This window comes from Streptomyces sp. NPDC046881 (genome assembly GCF_040645015.1).
GTDB lineage: Bacteria > Actinomycetota > Actinomycetes > Streptomycetales > Streptomycetaceae > Streptomyces.
Genome location: NZ_JBEYXJ010000030.1, coordinates 41,586 through 59,377, shown reverse-complemented (window position 1 = coordinate 59,377; position 17,792 = coordinate 41,586). Strand labels below are relative to the sequence as shown.

Genomic DNA, 17,792 nt, shown 5'->3' with positions numbered 1-17,792 from the left:
GCCCTCCGTGCTCACCGCTTCCGGCGCCGGCCCCGGCCGCCCCGTGCCGGCGCGGGCTGCGCCCCGGCGGGTGCCGCCGAGGCCGGTCCGGGCCGGTCGGCCGACACGACGAGGGCGGCCAGCGCGGTGGTGACCGGGACCGAGGCGACCAGACCGATCGAGCCCACCAGCGTGCGCACGATCTCCTCCGCCACCAGCTCGCTGTTGGCCACGGTCCCGACGCTGCTCTGCGCGATCGAGAACAGCAGCAGCAGGGGCAGGGCGGCACCGGCGTAGGCGAGGACGAGGGTGTTGACCACGGACGCGATGTGGTCGCGGCCGATCCGGATACCCGCCCGGTACAGGCCGCGCCAGCCCATCGACGGGTTCGCCTCGTGCAGCTCCCAGACGGCCGACGTCTGGGTCACCGTCACGTCGTCCAGCACGCCGAGCGAACCGATGATGACACCGGCCAGCAGCAGACCGCTCATGTCGATCGACGGATACAGACCGTGGATCAGGCCGGTGTTGTCGTCCGTGTTGCCGGTCAGCGCCGCCCAGCCGATCAAGAGCGAGCCGAGCACGCCGATCAGCAAGAGCGAGATCAGCGTGCCGAGCACGGCCACGGACGTACGCGCCGACAGGCCGTGGCACATGTACAGGGCGATCAGCATGATGGCGCTGGACCCCACCACGGCCACCACCAGTGGGTTCGCCCCCTCCAGGATCGCCGGCAGGATGAACAGCGTCAGCACCAGGAAGCTCACGGCCAGGGCGACCAGTGCCATGACACCGCGCAGCCGGCCCACCACGACGACGGCCACCGCGAAGATGCCCGCGAGCAGCGCCATGGGGAACTTCCGGTCCACATCGGTCACCGCGTACTGCAGCTCCCTGGGGGCCGAGGGCTCGTAGGCGACCACGACCTTCTCGCCCTGGTGCAGCTGCCGTGTCTGGTCCGGCTGCACGATCTCGGTGAACGTACGTCCCTTGTCCTTGCCGGTGTCGACGCGGACGGTCGCCTTCTTGCAGGTACCGCCGGCCTGTTGCTGTGCGGACGCGCCCCCGGCGGTGGACGTGTCGCCGGTCGGGGCGCCACCGGCGGCGTTCACCGACTTGCAGCTGACCTCCACGACCCGGGTCACCGTGGCCTGCTGGGTCTGCCGGTCGAAACCGACACCCGAGCGCTTGTGGGACGGGGCCGATCCGGGCCAGAGCACCACGAGACCGACCAGGACGGCCGCCGTGAAGGGCACCAGGATCGCCGCGATGACCTTGCGCAGGTGTTGGGACACGGGGGCGGCGGGCCCGTGACTGTGACTGTGGCCGTGCGCATGACCGTGCCCAGGCGCGGTATCACGGCTGCCTTCATGGGCTCCATGGCCGTGTGCGTCGCCCTTGTCCGAGCCGTCTCGGCGGTGCGGCTCGGGCGGCTGATAGGGGTACTGCTCCATCCTGGTCACCACCCGATCATCGCAAGAACGGTAGGGGCCCACTGTTCACCGCGCCACACATGGCGCTAGCGTGGAGGCACCTTTGCACACGCGGGAGCTCGGAGCACCGGGCTGAGAGGGCGCTGACCTCCGTACACGCGATGTTTCACGTGGAACAACCGATGTTCCACAGGAAGCGTCGGCAGACGGACACCGCTGCGTCGACCGCCGAACCTGTTACCGGGTAATGCCGGCGTAGGGAGTAGGTCTCATGACCAACAAGGACGCACGCACGCCTGCCTCCGTTCAGGACGAGAAGTCGCAGGAGGCCGGGAAGTCCATCGGCTGGCACAAGGCGTACGTCGAGGGCTCGCGCCCCGACCTGCGCGTGCCGGTCCGTCAGGTGCACCTCACCAACGGGCAGTCGGTCACGCTGTACGACACATCCGGCCCGTACACCGATCCGCTCGTCGACACGGACGTCCGCCGGGGCCTGCCGCCCCTGCGGGACAACTGGATCATCGCCCGCGGCGACACCGAGGAGTACGCGGGCCGTCCGGTCCGTCCCGAGGACGACGGGATCAAGCACACCTCGCCGCGTGGCGGGCTGCGCAATCTGGACGCGGTCTTCCCGGGACGTCCGCGCCAGCCGCGCCGGGGCCGCGACGGCCAGGCGGTGACCCAGCTGGCGTACGCGCGCCGGGGCGAGATCACGCCCGAGATGGAGTACGTGGCCATCCGGGAGAACGTCTCGCCCGAAGTGGTCCGCGAGGAGATCGCGGCGGGCCGGGCCGTGCTGCCGGCCAACGTCAACCACCCGGAGATCGAGCCGATGATCATCGGCAAGCGGTTCCTGGTGAAGGTGAACGCCAACATCGGCAACTCCGCGGTGACGTCCTCCATCGAGGAGGAGGTCGAGAAGATGACCTGGGCGACCCGCTGGGGCGCCGACACGGTCATGGACCTGTCCACCGGGCGCAACATCCACACCACCCGCGAGTGGGTCCTGCGCAACTCCCCCGTCCCCATCGGCACGGTGCCGCTCTACCAGGCCTTGGAGAAGGTCGACGGCAGGGCCGAGGAGCTGACCTGGGAGATCTACAAGGACACCGTCATCGAGCAGGCCGAGCAGGGCGTGGACTACATGACCGTCCACGCGGGCGTCCGGCTGGCGTACGTCCCGCTCACCGCCAACCGCAAGACCGGCATCGTCTCGCGGGGCGGCTCCATCATGGCCGCGTGGTGCCTGGCCCACCACAAGGAATCGTTCCTGTACGAGAACTTCGAGGAGCTGTGCGAGATCCTCGCCGCCTACGACGTCACGTACTCGCTGGGCGACGGCCTGCGGCCGGGGTCGATCGCGGACGCCAACGACGAGGCCCAGTTCGCGGAGTTGCGGACGCTCGGGGAACTCAACCGGATCGCCAAGCGTTTCGACGTACAGACCATGATCGAGGGCCCGGGACACGTCCCGATGCACAAGATCAAGGAGAACATCGACCTTCAGCAGGAGATCTGCGATGAAGCTCCGTTCTATACGCTCGGCCCGCTGACCACGGACGTCGCGCCGGCGTACGACCACATCACCTCCGGCATCGGTGCCGCGATGATCGCCTGGTGGGGCACGGCGATGCTCTGCTACGTCACGCCCAAGGAGCACCTGGGCCTGCCCAACCGGGACGACGTCAAGACCGGTGTCATCACCTACAAGATCGCCGCACACGCCGCCGATCTCGCCAAGGGGCACCCCGGTGCGCAGGAGTGGGACGACGCACTGTCCGACGCCCGCTTCGAGTTCCGGTGGGAGGACCAGTTCAACCTCGCTCTGGACCCGGACACGGCACGGGAGTTCCACGACGAGACCCTGCCCGCCGAGCCCGCAAAGACGGCCCACTTCTGCTCCATGTGCGGCCCGAAGTTCTGCAGCATGAAGATCAGCCAAAGCATCACGGAGCGGTTCGGTGGTGCGGCGGCTGAAGGGGCTTCACCCGAGGAGATCGCCGAGGGGATGCTCCAGAAGTCGAAGGAGTTCGCGGCCGGCGGGAACCGGGTGTACCTGCCGTTGGCCGACTGACGGAGCAGGGAGCGATGGTCCGGTCCCCGGACCATCGCTCCCCGGGACGAGGAGGTGGTGTCCGTCCCGTGCCGGCCCCAGACTTGCTGCATGACAGCGAGATCAATGAGCAAGGGCGCCAACCTTCCGATCGGTTCCCGGGCGGTGCGCGCTGAGCTTGCTTGGTCCGAAACACCCGGAGCGCCGGACGCCGATGCCTCGGCGCTGCTGCTCAGTGGTGACGGACGGGTTCGCAGCGACGGTGACTTCGTCTTCTACAACCAACCGCAGCATGCATCCGGCTCCGTGAGGCACCTCGGAAAGCAGAAGGGTGCCGGCGTCACGACGGACACGCTTGAGGTGGATCTGCGCGCGCTGGAACCGGAAGTCGAAAGGATTGTGCTGTGTGCGTCCACTGACGGCGGGACGTTCGGGCAGATGTCGGGACTGACCCTGAGGCTGTTCGACGCAGGCACGCAGGGAGAACTGGCCCGGTTCGACATGGAGGCCACGACGGAGACGGCGCTCATCGGTGGCGAGCTCTATGTGCGAGGCGGTCAGTGGAAGTTCCGTGCGGTCGGACAGGGATATGCTGCCGGGCTTGCCGGCTTGGCCACCGACTTCGGGATCACCGTTGACGACGATGCCTCGGCCACAGCCGCCCCCGGTCTGTCGCCGGCTCCCGCGCCGGCACCGCCTGCCCAGTCCGCGCCGACACTCGACGCGCACTCCGGTAAGGGCGAGGAACTACTGCCCGTGGACATGCGTAAGAGGCTGTCCCTGCGCAAGGAGCAGGTGGCGGTCAGCCTCAGAAAGCACGGTGCCGCCGGTGTGACGGCGCGCGTCATCCTGGTACTCGACGCTTCCGGCTCCATGTCCTTCCTGTACTCGAAGGGCGTGGTGGCCGACGTGGTGGAGCGCATGGCCGCGGTCGCCGCACAGTTGGACGACGACGGCGAGATGCAGGCCTGGACGTTCGCTTCGCACGCGGCCCGACTGCCTGATCTACGCCTGGGGGAACTCCCGGAATGGCTACGGCTCCACGTCAGGGTGGGTGAGCTGAGTCTCTTCGGCCGGAGCAGGAAACCCAAGAAGGGACTGCAAGCCGGTCAGGTGGACATGCGGGCGGTCGGTATCCAGAACGAGGAGCAGAAAGCCATCGCTCAGGTCCGGCAGTACGTTCGTGAGCATCCGACCACTGCCCCCACGCTCGTGCTGTTCTTCTCCGACGGAGGCGTCTACCGCAACGCGGAGATCGAGCGGGAGCTTCGTGAAGCCGTGGAGGAACCGATCTTCTGGCAGTTCGTGGGTATGGGACGGTCCAACTACGGCGTGCTGGAGCGATTCGACACCATGCCGGGCCGACGGGTCGACAACGTCGGCTTCTTCGCCGTCGACGACATCAGTAAGGTCTCCGACCCGGAACTGTACGACCGGCTTCTGTCCGAGTTCCCGGCTTGGATGACTGCCGCCCGTCAGGCCGGCATCCTCTGAGTCGAGCTCGTCACTCGGGCTGGTGTTCGGGGCCGCCGAAGTCCGGGCTCGTGTAGTCGGGACTGGTGAAGCTGGGGCGGCCGGAGCCGGTGCCGTCGTCGGGGCTGCTGAAGCCGGGACGGTCGTAGCCCAGGCGCGGCATGCGGCCGGTCGGCGCGGGCGGGGCCGGGTGCGGCACGGCGGTCGTGCCGGGCTCGGTGAGTGCCTCCTGGAGGAAGGGCACGATGCCGCGCTCCAGCAGGGCGTCCCGCCACTCCTCCCGGGCCCTGGCCAGCTCCTCGTGGGCCGCGTCCCGGGCCCGCTCGTCCGCCGGGGTGCTGTTGCGCAGGGCGGTGAGCAGCAGTCCGACGGCGGCGACGAGGATCGCCGCCGCGGTGATGGCGCCGAACACCCAGCCGGTGGTGAGCAGGGTCCGGGCGAGGGTGTGCCCGGGGTCCAGCATCTTCAGGATGTAGCCGACGAGTAGGAAGATCACCGCGGCGGTGCCGGAGAGGACGGGAGCCAGGACGGCGACGACCGCGACGGCGCCCGCGCCGGTGCTCTCGGCGGCTTCGCCGAGGGAGGCGGCGAGGCCCGTGGTGGTCGAACCGGGGTCCACCGTGCCGGAGTTCTCGGCGGTGGGCGGAACGGACAGCGCCGGCTGGCGCAGTTCGGCCCGGAGCGTGACGTAGTGCTGGTACTCGGCCGCCGCGGCCGCCGTGATCAGGGCGGAGGCGCTGAGTGCCATGGTGCGCAGTTGTTCGATATTGAGCCGCTGGCCGACGGCGGCCAGTTCCGGTCGGTGCGGTGCGGAGCGCAGCGCCTCATCGAGGAGCCGCTCGAATTCCTGGCGGTCCTCGCTCTGCAGGTGCTGCGGAACGCTGTTCATGTGCATCCCCCGATGCTCCGTAGGGCTTGGGACTCGCACGCCGGCGAGCCGTCGGGCAGAAACGGAGGGGAGCCTGCGACGGATAAGCCGATGGTAGAGCCGTGACGGCGCGCGTCGACAGGGGATTGCCGGAAATTGCGTTTCCGCCTGCGCGCGGGCAGCCGGGGGAACGCCTGCCCGTCGAACGGTCAGAGGTCCAGCGGCAGTTGCTGGACCAGCAGCTTTCCGGCCATGGTCACGCCGCCGTCCATGGCGATGGCCAGCCCGTCGGCGTAGATGTGCGGTCCCTCGACGACCGGGCCGCTGTTCTCCTCGCCGTCCTCGGAGCCGACCTCGCCGAGCAGGTAGGGAATGGGGCTGTGCCCGTGAACGACCCGGGTGCCGCCGTACGTATCGAGGAGGGAGCGCACGGCGTCGGCGCCGCCCTCGTCGCGGAAGGAGAAGCGCTTGGTGAGCTTGCGGAAGAGGTCCCAGACCTCGTCGGCGTCGTTGCGGGTCAGCGTCTCGCGGACGGTGTCGTTGACCGCCTCGATGGAGTCGCCGTAGTCGAGATAGGCGGTGGTGTCGGAGTGGAGCAGCAGATAGCCGTCGACCTCCTCGACGGCGTCGAGGCGGGCCATCCACTGCAGGTGGTGGTCCTGGAGGCGGTCCATGTCGGTCTTCTGGCCGCCGTTGAGCAGCCAGGCCGCCTGGAAGGTGGCGGTGCCCGCGCCGGAGTTGACGGGGGTGTCGCCGAACCGCTTGGCGCCGAGCAGCAGCAGCTCGTGGTTGCCCATCAGGGCCTTGCAGTAGCCGCCTGCCGCCGCGGCCTCGGCGGACAGCCGCATGACCAGGTCGATGACGCCGATGCCGTCCGGGCCGCGGTCGGTGAAGTCGCCGAGGAACCACAGCCGGGTCGTGCCGGCGCACCACTGGCCCGAGGCGTCGATCAGCCCCTGCTCCTGCAGGGCGGCCACCAGCTCGTCCAGGTAGCCGTGGACGTCGCCGACGACGTAGAGCGGCCCGGGTCCGGGCGCGGGCTGCGGCGCCGGGGCGGCGGGCGCGGGGGCGGGTTCGACGGGGACCTGGACGGTGTCGCCGCGGTTGATGACGGGCAGGTCGCGCTGGGTGGGCGTGTAGCCCTCGGGGTACGCCTCGTCGGCGGGCGGCACGACGTCGCCGGGGTGGATGCTGCGGACGTACGGACCGGTCTCATGGACGTACGCGGGTACCCGGAAGTCGCGCAGCGTCGCCGTCCGCTCCGCCTCGGGTCCCTGACCGGCCCCCTGAGTCATCAGACCCCTCCACCATCGCGCCGCATCTGCACCGCTTCGGACTGCCTGGTCGCAGCGGTCCGCGGTGTCGTGGGCCCATCATAGGAATGCGCGTCGCGCCGTGTGATGACCCAGGGGTGGTGAATCGGAACGAGACTCCGGTTCACCGCGGCTTTCGCCCCGTTTGGGCAGATGTTCGACCGGCTGTCGGCCGATCGGAGCGTCGGCCGGGCGATGTCACGTCCTGCCGGTGCCCGGCCGGCCGGGTGCGCCCCCGTGTCCTCCGCGCGCCGCGCCGGTCGGTCCGCGCCGCACCTGCCGGGGTCTCCCCGGGGCGGCCGGTGCGGCGGCGGCGCTACGTGTCGTCCGGTGTCCGCGGCGGGCTGACCGTCGTGCGCGGGGGCCGCCGCTGGGAGGAGGTGCGCACGATCAGCTCCGTCGGTATCACCTGCTCGACCGGCTGATCGGACTCGACGCCCTCGATGGCGTCGATGAGGAGCTGGACGACGGCGGTGCCGATACGGCGCGGCTTCAGGGAGAGCGTGCTGATGGGCGGCTCGGTGCTGGCGTACACGGTGGACTCGCTGCAGCAGACCAGCAGCAGGTCGTCCGGGACGCGGAGGCCGTAGCGGCGGGCGGCGGCGAGCAGGTCGGTGCCGTTGGGGTCGAACAGGCCGTAGACCGCGTCGGGCCGGTCGGGGCGGGCGAGCAGCCGGTCGGCGGCGACGGCGCCCGCGCACGGGTCGTGCGCCGGGTACGCCTCGTAGACCGGGTCCTGGCCGACGCGTTCGCACCAGCGCAGGTAGGCGGTGGTCGACAGGTGGGTGTAGGTGTCCGTCGTGGTGCCCGTGAGCAGGCCGATGCGGCGGGCGCCGGCGTCGGCGAGGTGGTCGAGGATGCCGAGGACGGCGGCCTCGTGGTCGTTGTCGACCCAGGCGGTCACGGGCAGCGAGCCGGCCGGGCGGCCGTCGGAGACGACCGGCAGGCCCTGCCGGACGAGTTCGCTGACCACCGGGTCCTGGTCGGAGGGGTCGATGACGACCGTGCCGTCCAGGGCGACGTTGGACCAGACGTCGTGGCGGGAGGTCGCGGGCAGGATGACGAGGGCGTAGCCGCGGGCGAGCGCGGCCGAGGTGGCGGCCCGGGCCATCTCGGCGAAGTACGCGAACTCCGTGAAGGTGAAAGGTTCATCCCCGTACGTCGTCACGGTCAGGCCGATCAGTCCCGACTTGCCGGTACGGAGGGTGCGGGCGGCGGCCGAGGGTCGGTACCCGAGCCGGTCGGCCACCTCGCGGACATGGCGCCGGGTGGCATCCGGGAGCCGGCCCTTGCCGTTGAGGGCGTCGGACACGGTCGTGATGGAGACCCCGGCGGCGGCGGCAACGTCTCTGATGCCCGCACGGCCCGGCCGACTGCCTCGACGTGAGGTTTCCGCGCGGCTCACCTGGTGCTTCCCTGCTGCTGTCATGGCGAGCCGATAGTAGGGCTCATGTGGTGGGGTAGTGCGGACGCATATGCACGCGTTGACAGGCACGTTTCTGCATGGTCAAGGGAGGTCAACTGCCTTAGAAAGTAAGGCAGTTGAGCGATCCAATAGTAAGACGTTACTTGTCGACGCGGATGGGCCTGCCAAGTGCCCGATGTCTCGAAGAGGTCTCAACTCACCTTCACGAGGGACGCGCGCCACGGCGCAAGCCACCGGCGCATAGATATATGTACGGCGCGCCCCCCGAAACGTACGCCTTCGTACGGCCATGCCCTGGATGCCGGTGGGCGATGTGAGATCCACCGCTCCCCGCGACGGTGCCCCGCGCTGCCGGGTGCCCCGGACCTGTTCGCAGCGGGGCCGAATCCTCTTAAGGTGAGGAGTATTGGAAGCCGGTGGTGTCGACGGGCCGCCGGTGGTCGCGAGGAGGACTGCGGTGAGCGAGACGAGCCCCAAGCTGCGCGCCGAGCTGGAGGGGATCCCCACCTACAAGCCGGGCAAGCCGGCCGCGACCGGCGGCCCGGTCGCCTACAAGCTGTCCTCCAACGAGAACCCGTACCCGCCGCTGCCCGGCGTGCTGGAGAGCGTGACGGCGGCGGCCTGCGACTTCAACCGCTACCCGGACATGGCCTGCACCGGACTGATGAACGAGCTGTCCGACCGCTTCGGTGTGCCCCTCTCCCACCTGGCCACCGGCACCGGTTCGGTGGGAGTCGCCCAGCAGCTGATCCAGGCCACCAGCGGCCCCGGCGACGAGGTGATCTACGCCTGGCGGTCGTTCGAGGCGTACCCGATCATCACGCAGATCAGCGGCGCCCGCTCGGTGCAGGTGCCACTGACGCCGGGCGATGTGCACGACCTGGACGCGATGGCGGACGCGATCACCGACCGGACGCGACTGATCTTCGTCTGCAACCCCAACAACCCGACCGGCACGGTGGTGCGGCGGGCCGAGCTGGAGCGGTTCCTCGACCGGGTGCCCGAGGACGTGCTGGTGGTGCTGGACGAGGCCTACCGGGAGTTCATCCGTGACACCGAGGTGCCCGACGGTGTCGAGCTGTACCGGCAGCGGCCCAACGTCTGCGTTCTGCGGACCTTCTCCAAGGCGTACGGGCTGGCCGGGCTGCGCGTCGGTTTCGCGATCGCCCACGAGCCGGTGGCGGCGGCGCTGCGCAAGACGGCGGTGCCGTTCGGGGTGAGCCAGCTGGCGCAGGACGCGGCGATCGCCTCGCTGCAGGCCGAGGACGAGCTGCTGGGCCGGGTCGGCTCGCTGGTGTGCGAGCGCACACGCGTGGTCGACGCGCTGCGGTCCCAGGGCTGGACGGTGCCGGAGACGCAGGCCAACTTCGTGTGGCTGCGGCTGGGGGAGCGTACGGTCCCGTTCGCGCAGGCCTGTGAGGAGCACGGTGTGGTGATCCGGCCGTTCCCGGGCGAGGGTGTGCGGGTCACGGTGGGCGAGGCCGAGGCGAACGACATCTTCCTGAAGGTGGCCGAGGGATTCCGCAAGGAGATCTAGCTCGGCGCTCGGCTCTACTCCTCGATCAGCTCCACCCGGATGGGGTCGCCGGCCCGCACGGTCGCCAGGAGGCCGGCGTCCCCGTCCACGCTGCCGAGGATGTTGCACGGGCTCGCGAGGCGGCACTCCTCGCCTCGCGAGATCGGCGTGGGTCCGTAGGGGAGGGCGAGTGCGTCGCCGTCCGTCCAGAAGGCGACCGTGCCCGGTTCCACGACCTGCCGGGCGTCCGTTTCACGTGAAACGGAGACGCCTGTGTCGAAATACACCTCCTCGCCCCAGGTGCGCGCGGTCGAAGCGAGGGGGAGGGCCTTGGCGAGGGCCTGTGTGGTCGGGGTGCTTGCGTCGAGGGTCGCGGTGATGTTGCCCGCGGGCCAGGAAATGCGTATCTGCATGGCGCGCAATTCAACAAGATGTTGAAGTCGCTGCCAAGGTCTTGACGCGGAGGCGAAGGGCGGACCCCCCTTCCGCGGCCGAAAATCAGTGCGTCATAATGGCTTGTGAATGTGAACGCGTTCACAAGCGCATCCCGTTTGCTCCTTATGTGTGTAACAAACGGGGCAAACCGCCGCTGTATCACGGCGTAGTAAGGAGAGTGACGACGTGGATCTGGCCTTGGCGCCCGAGACACTGGCGCGCTGGCAGTTCGGCATCACCACCGTCTACCACTTCCTGTTCGTTCCGCTGACGATCTCCCTGGCCGCCCTCACGGCCGGGCTGCAGACGGCCTGGGTGCGCACGGAGAAGAAGAAGTACCTCAGGGCGACGAAGTTCTGGGGCAAGCTCTTCCTGATCAACATCGCGATGGGCGTGGTCACCGGCATCGTGCAGGAGTTCCAGTTCGGCATGAACTGGTCGGACTACTCGCGCTTCGTCGGTGACATCTTCGGTGCCCCGCTCGCGTTCGAGGCGCTGATCGCGTTCTTCTTCGAGTCCACCTTCATCGGCCTGTGGATCTTCGGCTGGGACAAACTGCCCAAGAAGATCCACCTGGCCTGCATCTGGATGGTCTCGATCGGCACGATCCTGTCGGCGTACTTCATCCTCGCGGCCAACTCCTGGATGCAGCACCCGGTCGGCTACAAGATCGACAAGGTGAAGGGGCGGGCCGAGCTGACCGACTTCTGGGCCGTGCTGACCCAGAACACCGCCCTCAGCCAGGCTTTCCACACCCTCTCCGCGGCCTTCCTGACCGGTGGCGCCTTCATGGTGGGCATCTCCGCCTACCACCTGGCCCGCAGGAAGCACATCCGCGAGATGAAGACCTCGCTGCGGCTGGGCCTGGTCACCGTGGTCATCGCCGGTCTGCTCACCGCGGTCAGCGGCGACACCCTCGGCAAGGTGATGTTCAAGCAGCAGCCGATGAAGATGGCCGCCGCCGAGGCGCTGTGGGACGGGCAGAAGCCGGCGCCGTTCTCGATCTTCGCCTACGGCGACGTGGACAAGGGCCACAACAGCGTGGCCATCGAGATCCCGGGCCTGCTGTCCTTCCTGGCCAACGACGACTTCACCTCGTACGTGCCCGGCATCAACGACGTCAACAAGGCCGAGCAGCAGAAGTTCGGGCCCGGTGACTACCGGCCCAACATCCCGGTCGCCTTCTGGGGCTTCCGCTGGATGATCGGCTTCGGCATGGCGTCCTTCGCCATCGGCCTGGCCGGACTCTGGCTCACCCGCAAGAAGTTCCTGCTGCCGCAGCACCTGCGGGTCGGCGACGACGAGGTGCCGCACCTGGTGCTGTTCAGGAACCAGGCGCTCAGCCCCACGCTCAGCCCCTGGTTCTGGCGCATCGCGACCTGGACCATGGCCTTCCCGCTGATCGCCAACTCCTGGGGCTGGATCTTCACCGAGATGGGCCGTCAGCCGTGGGTCGTCTACGGCGTCCTGCGGACCCGGGACGCGGTCTCCCCCGGTGTCTCCCAGGGCGAGGTCCTCACCTCGATGGCCGTCTTCACCGCGCTGTACGCGATCCTCGCCGTCGTCGAGGTCAAGCTGCTCGCGAAGTACGTCAAGGCCGGCCCGCCCGAACTGACCGAGGCCGACCTCAACCCGCCCACGAAGATCGGCGGCGACACCAGTGACGCCGACAAGCCGATGGCCTTCTCGTACTAGGCCGAGGGAACAGCCATGGAACTTCACGACGTCTGGTTCGTCCTGATCGCCGTCCTGTGGACCGGCTACTTCTTCCTGGAGGGATTCGACTTCGGAGTCGGCATCCTCACCAAGCTGCTGGCTCGCGACCGGCCCGAGCGCCGAGTGCTGATCAACACCATCGGCCCGGTCTGGGACGGCAACGAGGTGTGGCTGCTCACCGCGGGCGGTGCGACCTTCGCCGCCTTCCCGGAGTGGTACGCCACCCTCTTCTCCGGCTTCTACCTGCCGTTCCTCGTCATCCTGGTCTGCCTGATCGTCCGGGGTGTCGCCTTCGAGTACCGGGCCAAGCGGCCGGAGGAGACCTGGCAGCGGAACTGGGAGACGGCGATCTTCTGGACCTCGCTGCTCCCGGCGTTCCTGTGGGGCGTCGCCTTCGCGAACATCGTGCGGGGTGTGAAGATCGACCGGCACTTCGAGTACGCCGGCAGCGTCGGGGACCTGCTCAACCCCTACGCCCTGCTCGGCGGTCTGGTGACGCTCACGCTGTTCACCTTCCACGGAGCGGTGTTCACCGCGCTCAAGACCGTCGGGGACATCCGGGTGCGGGCACGGAAGCTGGCCCGGTGGGTCGGGCTGGTCGCGGCCGTCGTGGCGCTCGCCTTCCTGCTGTGGACCCAGGCCGACAGCGGTGACGGCACCAGCCTGATCGCCCTGGTCGTGGCCGTCGTCGCCCTGGTGGCCGCCCTCGGGGCCAACCAGCTCGGGCGCGAGGGATGGGCGTTCACGCTGTCCGGCGTCACCATCGTGGCCGCCGTGGCGATGCTCTTCCTGTCGCTCTTCCCGAATGTCATGCCGTCCACGCTGGACGGGAACTGGAGTCTGACGGTCACCAACGCCTCGTCGAGCCCGTACACCCTGAAGATCATGACGTGGCTGGCGGTGATCGCCACACCGGTCGTCCTGCTCTACCAGGGCTGGACCTACTGGGTGTTCCGCAAGCGGATCGGCACGCAGCACCTCGCTGCCGACGCTGCTGCCGGCGCCTCGCACTGAGTCCGCCGAGGGTGTGTTTCACGTGAAACACACCCTCTGGACCGAAGGGCCTGTTTCACGTGAAACCAATCGATCCACGCCTTCTGCGGTACGCCCGCGCCACCCGGCTCTTCCTCGTGGCGGTCGTCGGGCTGGGTGCCGTGGGTGCCGGGCTGGTCATCGCCCAGGCGATGCTCGTCGCCGAGATCGTCGTCGGAGCGTTCCAGCACGGGCAGTCGGCCGCTGAACTGCGCACTCCCCTGCTGCTGTTGGCCGCCGTGGCCGTGGGGCGAGCGGTCGTCGCGTGGCTCACCGAACTCGCGGCTCACCGTGCGAGTGCGGCCGTGAAGTCCGAACTGCGCGGGCGGCTGCTCGACCGGGCGGCGGCGCTCGGGCCGGGGTGGCTGAGCGGTCAGCGGACCGGCTCGCTGGTCACCCTGGCCACGCGTGGGGTCGACGCCCTGGACGACTACTTCTCGCGTTACCTGCCGCAGTTGGGGCTCGCCGTGGTCGTGCCGGTGGCGGTGCTGGCGCGGATCGTCACCGAGGACTGGGTGTCGGCGGCGATCATCGTGGGGACGCTGCCGCTGATTCCGGTCTTCATGATGCTGATCGGCTGGGCGACCCAGTCCCGGATGGACCGGCAGTGGTGGTTGCTGTCGCGGTTGTCCGGTCACTTCCTGGACGTCGTCGCGGGGTTGCCCACGCTGAAGGTGTTCGGCCGGGCCAAGGCGCAGGCCGCGTCCATCCGGCGGATCACCGGCGAGTACCGGCAGGCCACGCTGCGGACCCTGCGGATCGCCTTCCTCTCCTCCTTCGCGCTGGAGTTGCTGGCCACGCTGTCCGTGGCGCTGGTGGCCGTGACGATCGGGATGCGGCTCGTGCACGGCGAGATGGATCTGTATACCGGGCTGGTGATCCTGGTGCTGGCACCCGAGGCCTATCTGCCGCTGCGGCAGGTGGGGGCGCAGTACCACGCGGCGGCGGAGGGGCTGGCCGCGGCTCAGGAGATCTTCACGGTTCTGGAGACGCCGGTGCCGGTGTCGGGTGCCGGTGCGGTGCCTACGGGTGCCGTGGCCTTCGAAGGGGTCACCGTTCGCTATCCGGGGCGGGGTTCGGATGCGGTGACCGGTGTGTCGTTCACCGTGGAGCCCGGGGAGACGGTGGCGCTGGTCGGGCCGAGCGGGGCGGGCAAGTCGACGCTGCTGAGTGTGCTGCTGGGGTTCGTACGGCCCACCGAGGGGCGGGTGCGGATCGGGGGCGCGGATCTCGCCGGGATCGACCTGGCGGAGTGGCGGTCGCGGATCGCGTGGGTGCCGCAGCGGCCGCATCTGTATGCCGGGACCATCGCGGAGAACGTGCGGCTGGCCCGGCCGGAGGCCGACGACGGTGCTGTGCGCCGGGCTCTGCGGGACGCGGGGGCGTGGGAATTCGTGGCGGGGCTGCCGGAGGGTGCCGACACCGTGCTCGGGGAGGACGGGGCGGGGCTGTCGGCGGGGCAGCGGCAGCGGCTGGCGTTGGCCCGGGCGTTTCTCGCGGATCGGCCTGTGCTGGTGCTGGACGAGCCGACGGCTGCGTTGGACGGGGGGACGGAGGGAGACGTCGTAGCCGCGGTGCGGAGGCTTGCCGTGGGGCGGACCGTGTTGCTCGTCGTGCACCGGCCGGCGTTGTTGGAGGTGGCCGACAGGGTGGTACGGCTGGGAGGTGCCGAGCTCGTGCGGCGCCCGGGGGAAGGCGCACCTCCCAGAGAGCTTTGCCCCCGTGAGCCGGAGCGGGCCGGGCTCGGCGGCGAGCCTGCAGGATCCCGGCTCGATGGGCTCGACAGTGACCCGACAGGGTTTCGGAGGGGTTCCGGGGGGAGCCGGCGTGTGCTGGGGCGGGTTCGAGGGGACGGGGGGCGCTGGGCGGGGCGGTTGGCCGGGGCCTTGGGGCTGGGGAGTCTGGCGGTCGGGAGTGCCGTCGGGCTGATGGCGACCTCCGGGTGGCTCATCTCGCGGGCCTCGCAGCAGCCGCCGGTGCTGTATCTGATGGTGGCGGTGACCGCGACCCGGGCCTTCGGGATCGGGCGGGCCGTGTTCCGGTACGCCGAGCGGCTGGTGTCGCACGACGCCGTGCTGCGGATGCTGGCCGACACCCGGGTGGCGGTGTACCGCCGGCTGGAACGCCTGGCTCCCGCGGGGCTGCGCGGCGCCCGGCGCGGTGATCTGCTCACCCGGCTGGTCGCGGACGTGGACGCGTTCCAGGACTACTGGCTGCGCTGGCTGCTGCCCGCCGGAGTCGCCCTGACCGTCTCCGTCGCCTCCGTCGGTTTCACCACCTGGCTGCTGCCCGAGGCCGGTGCCGTGCTCGCCGTGGGCCTGCTGGCGGCCGGTGCCGGTGTCCCCCTGCTGACCGCGACCGTGGCCCGGCGGGCCGAGCAGCGGCTGGCGCCCGCCCGGGGCGTACTCGCGACCCGGGTGACCGACCTGCTCACCGGCACGGCCGAGCTGGCCGTCGCCGGTGCGCTGCCGGCCCGTGCGGACGCGGCCCGGCGGGCCGACGGCGCCCTCACCCGGATCGCCGCGCGGGCCGCCGCCGTCACCGGGCTCGGCGACGGGCTGACCGCGCTGTTCTCGGGGCTGACCGTCACGGCCACCGCGGTGTCCGGCGCCCAGGCGGTGGCGTCCGGCCGGCTGGGCGGCGTGGCGATGGCCGTGGTGGTCCTGACCCCGCTGGCCGCCTTCGAGGCCGTACTCGGGCTGCCGCTCGCCGTGCGGTACCGGCAGCGGGTGCGGCGCAGCGCGGAGCGCGTGTACGAGGTGCTGGATGCCCCCGAGCCCGTACGGGAGCCGGAGTCGCCCCGGCAGGCGCCCGCCTCGCCGTTCCCCGTGGTCGTCAAGGGGGTGGTCGCGCGGTACGAGGGGCAGCGGCAGGACGCGCTGGCCGGGCTGGACCTGACGCTGGAGCAGGGGCGCCGGGTCGCGGTGGTGGGGGCGTCCGGCTCCGGCAAGACGACCCTCGCCCAGGTGCTGCTGCGGTTCCTCGACCTCCAGGCGGGTTCGTACACGCTCGCCGGTGTGGACGCGTGCGCGCTGGCCGGTGACGACGTTCGGCGGCTCGTCGGGCTGTGCGCGCAGGACGCGCACCTCTTCGACAGCTCGGTGCGCGAGAACCTGCTGCTGGCCAGGAAGGACGCGACCGAGGCCGACCTGCGCGGCGCCCTGGCCCGGGCCCGGCTGCTGGACTGGGTGGACTCGCTGCCCGACGGCCTGGACACGCTCGTCGGCGAGCACGGGGCGCGGCTGTCCGGCGGGCAGCGGCAGCGGCTGGCGCTGGCCCGCGCGCTGCTGGCCGGTTTCCCGGTGCTGGTCCTGGACGAGCCCGCCGAACACCTGGACCTGCCGACGGCCGACGCGCTGACCGCCGATCTGCTGGCCGCCACGGAGGGCCGTACGACGCTGCTGATCACCCACCGGATGGCCGGGCTGGACGCGGTGGACGAGGTGATCGTGCTCGACGTGGGCCGGGTGGTGCAGCGGGGGCCGTACGAGGAGCTGATCGTCGCGGACGGGCCGCTGCGGGAGATGGCACGCCGGGAGGCCGAGACGGAGTCGCTGCAGGCGGTGTGAGGAGTGCGCGAGGCGTCGCGCCCGGCCCTGCGGCGCTACCGCCCCTGCTCCGCCAGCAGTTGTTCGATCACCACCGCGACACCGTCGTCGTTGTTGGCGACCGTGCGGCCCGACGCGGCGGCGACGGCGTCCGGGTGGGCGTTGCCCATCGCGTAGGACCGGCCGGCCCAGGTCAGCATCTCGACGTCGTTGGGCATGTCCCCGAAGGCCACGACCTCCTCGGGCGAGATGCCGCGCTCGGCGCAGCACAGGGCGAGGGTGCTGGCCTTGGAGACGCCGGGGCCGCTCAGTTCCAGCAGGGCGCTGGGGCTGGAGCGGGTGACGTTGGCGTGTTCGGCGACGGCCGGCCGGGCCAGGGTGAGGAAGGCGTCGGGGTCGAGGGAGGGGTGGTAGGCGAGGATCTTGAGGACGGGCTGGTCGGCGTCGGGGCCGTCCGGGGCGAGCAGTTCCTCGGCGGGCAGGAGGTTGTCGGGTATCTCCATGTGCAGCTTGGGATAGTCCGGCTCCTGGTGGAAGCCGTACGTCTGCTCGACCGCGAACACCGTGTCGGGTGCCGCGTCGCGCAGCAGCCGTACGGCCTTCAGCGCGTTGTCCCGGCACAGTTCGCGGACCTTCACGAACCGGTGGGCGCCGGGGCCGCCGTGCAGGTCGACCACGGCGGCGCCGTTGCCGCAGATCGCCAGGCCGTGGCCGTGGACGTGGGCGCTGACCACGTCCATCCAGCGGGCCGGCCGGCCGGTGACGAAGAAGACCTCGATGCCGGCCTCCTCGGCGGCGGCCAGGGCGGCGACGGTCCGCGGGGAGACCGATTTGTCGTCGCGCAGCAGAGTGCCGTCGAGGTCGGTGGCGATCAGCCGCGCGGGCGTGGCGGCGGCAGGGGTCCCGGGCTGTCTGGTCGCTGAGGTCACCCGATCATTCTCGCGCATATGCCCGCACGGCCGTGCGGGACTGCGCACGGATGAGACACAGATGACGTCCG

12 protein-coding genes and 1 riboswitch are annotated in these 17,792 nt (G+C 70.3%); of the genes, 6 read left to right on the top strand and 6 right to left on the bottom strand.

All coding sequences use genetic code 11. The annotated features are described in order from the left end of the window. Positions 1–11: 11 nt before the first annotated feature. Positions 12–1,442 carry a YibE/F family protein gene (locus ABZ923_RS17185; protein WP_361471830.1) on the bottom strand — a complete coding sequence of 477 codons (1,431 nt, stop codon included), beginning with the start codon at positions 1,440–1,442 and terminating at the stop codon, positions 12–14. A gap of 71 nt (positions 1,443–1,513) precedes the next feature. Further along, positions 1,514–1,691, top strand: a riboswitch (TPP riboswitch). Between ABZ923_RS17185 and thiC the strand changes: the two genes are divergently transcribed. Then, positions 1,684–3,486 (top strand): phosphomethylpyrimidine synthase ThiC, encoded by a 1,803-nt coding sequence (gene thiC, locus ABZ923_RS17180; RefSeq protein WP_361471827.1) that lies wholly within the window; start codon positions 1,684–1,686, stop codon positions 3,484–3,486. (Overlaps the previous riboswitch by 8 nt.) Before the next feature lie 90 nt (positions 3,487–3,576). Then, positions 3,577–4,959: a VWA domain-containing protein gene (locus ABZ923_RS17175; RefSeq protein WP_361471824.1), complete on the top strand. Its 1,383-nt coding sequence runs from the start codon at positions 3,577–3,579 to the stop codon at positions 4,957–4,959. A 10-nt stretch (positions 4,960–4,969) separates the two neighbouring features. Here ABZ923_RS17175 and ABZ923_RS17170 read toward each other — a convergent pair whose 3' ends face one another. The 3 genes from ABZ923_RS17170 to ABZ923_RS17160 all read right to left on the bottom strand — a co-directional run bounded on the left by ABZ923_RS17170 (position 4,970) and on the right by ABZ923_RS17160 (position 8,548). Beyond that, positions 4,970–5,833, bottom strand: coding sequence for a hypothetical protein (locus ABZ923_RS17170; protein ID WP_361471822.1), 864 nt, complete (start codon positions 5,831–5,833; stop codon positions 4,970–4,972). A gap of 182 nt (positions 5,834–6,015) precedes the next feature. Next, positions 6,016–7,101, bottom strand: coding sequence for a metallophosphoesterase (locus ABZ923_RS17165; RefSeq protein WP_361471819.1), 1,086 nt, complete (start codon positions 7,099–7,101; stop codon positions 6,016–6,018). A gap of 334 nt (positions 7,102–7,435) precedes the next feature. Beyond that, complete coding sequence (locus tag ABZ923_RS17160; RefSeq protein ID WP_358635691.1) at positions 7,436–8,548, bottom strand: LacI family DNA-binding transcriptional regulator; 1,113 nt, start codon at positions 8,546–8,548, stop codon at positions 7,436–7,438. A 454-nt stretch (positions 8,549–9,002) separates the two neighbouring features. Between ABZ923_RS17160 and hisC the strand changes: the two genes are divergently transcribed. Next, positions 9,003–10,082 (top strand): histidinol-phosphate transaminase, encoded by a 1,080-nt coding sequence (hisC, locus tag ABZ923_RS17155; RefSeq protein WP_361471816.1) that lies wholly within the window; start codon positions 9,003–9,005, stop codon positions 10,080–10,082. A 14-nt stretch (positions 10,083–10,096) separates the two neighbouring features. Here the strand turns inward: hisC and ABZ923_RS17150 are convergent, their stop codons facing one another. Further along, the gene (locus tag ABZ923_RS17150) at positions 10,097–10,474 is read right to left on the bottom strand and encodes a cyclophilin-like fold protein (protein ID WP_361471813.1); all 378 of its coding nucleotides are present in this window, start codon (positions 10,472–10,474) and stop codon (positions 10,097–10,099) included. A 208-nt stretch (positions 10,475–10,682) separates the two neighbouring features. Between ABZ923_RS17150 and ABZ923_RS17145 the strand changes: the two genes are divergently transcribed. The 3 genes from ABZ923_RS17145 to cydD are packed head-to-tail and all read left to right on the top strand — an operon-like array spanning position 10,683 to position 16,813. After that, positions 10,683–12,191, top strand: coding sequence for a cytochrome ubiquinol oxidase subunit I (locus ABZ923_RS17145; protein ID WP_361471810.1), 1,509 nt, complete (start codon positions 10,683–10,685; stop codon positions 12,189–12,191). Positions 12,192–12,206: 15 nt separating this feature from the next. Beyond that, a complete protein-coding gene (gene cydB / locus ABZ923_RS17140) occupies positions 12,207–13,226 on the top strand; it encodes a cytochrome d ubiquinol oxidase subunit II (protein ID WP_361471807.1) in 1,020 nt (339 codons plus the stop codon). Positions 13,227–13,285: 59 nt separating this feature from the next. Beyond that, the gene (gene cydD / locus ABZ923_RS17135) at positions 13,286–16,813 is read left to right on the top strand and encodes a thiol reductant ABC exporter subunit CydD (RefSeq protein ID WP_361471804.1); all 3,528 of its coding nucleotides are present in this window, start codon (positions 13,286–13,288) and stop codon (positions 16,811–16,813) included. A 35-nt stretch (positions 16,814–16,848) separates the two neighbouring features. On the opposite strand, the gene ABZ923_RS17130 is transcribed toward cydD, so the two are convergent. After that, positions 16,849–17,739 carry an HAD hydrolase family protein gene (locus tag ABZ923_RS17130; RefSeq protein ID WP_361471801.1) on the bottom strand — a complete coding sequence of 297 codons (891 nt, stop codon included), beginning with the start codon at positions 17,737–17,739 and terminating at the stop codon, positions 16,849–16,851. Positions 17,740–17,792: the final 53 nt, after the last annotated feature.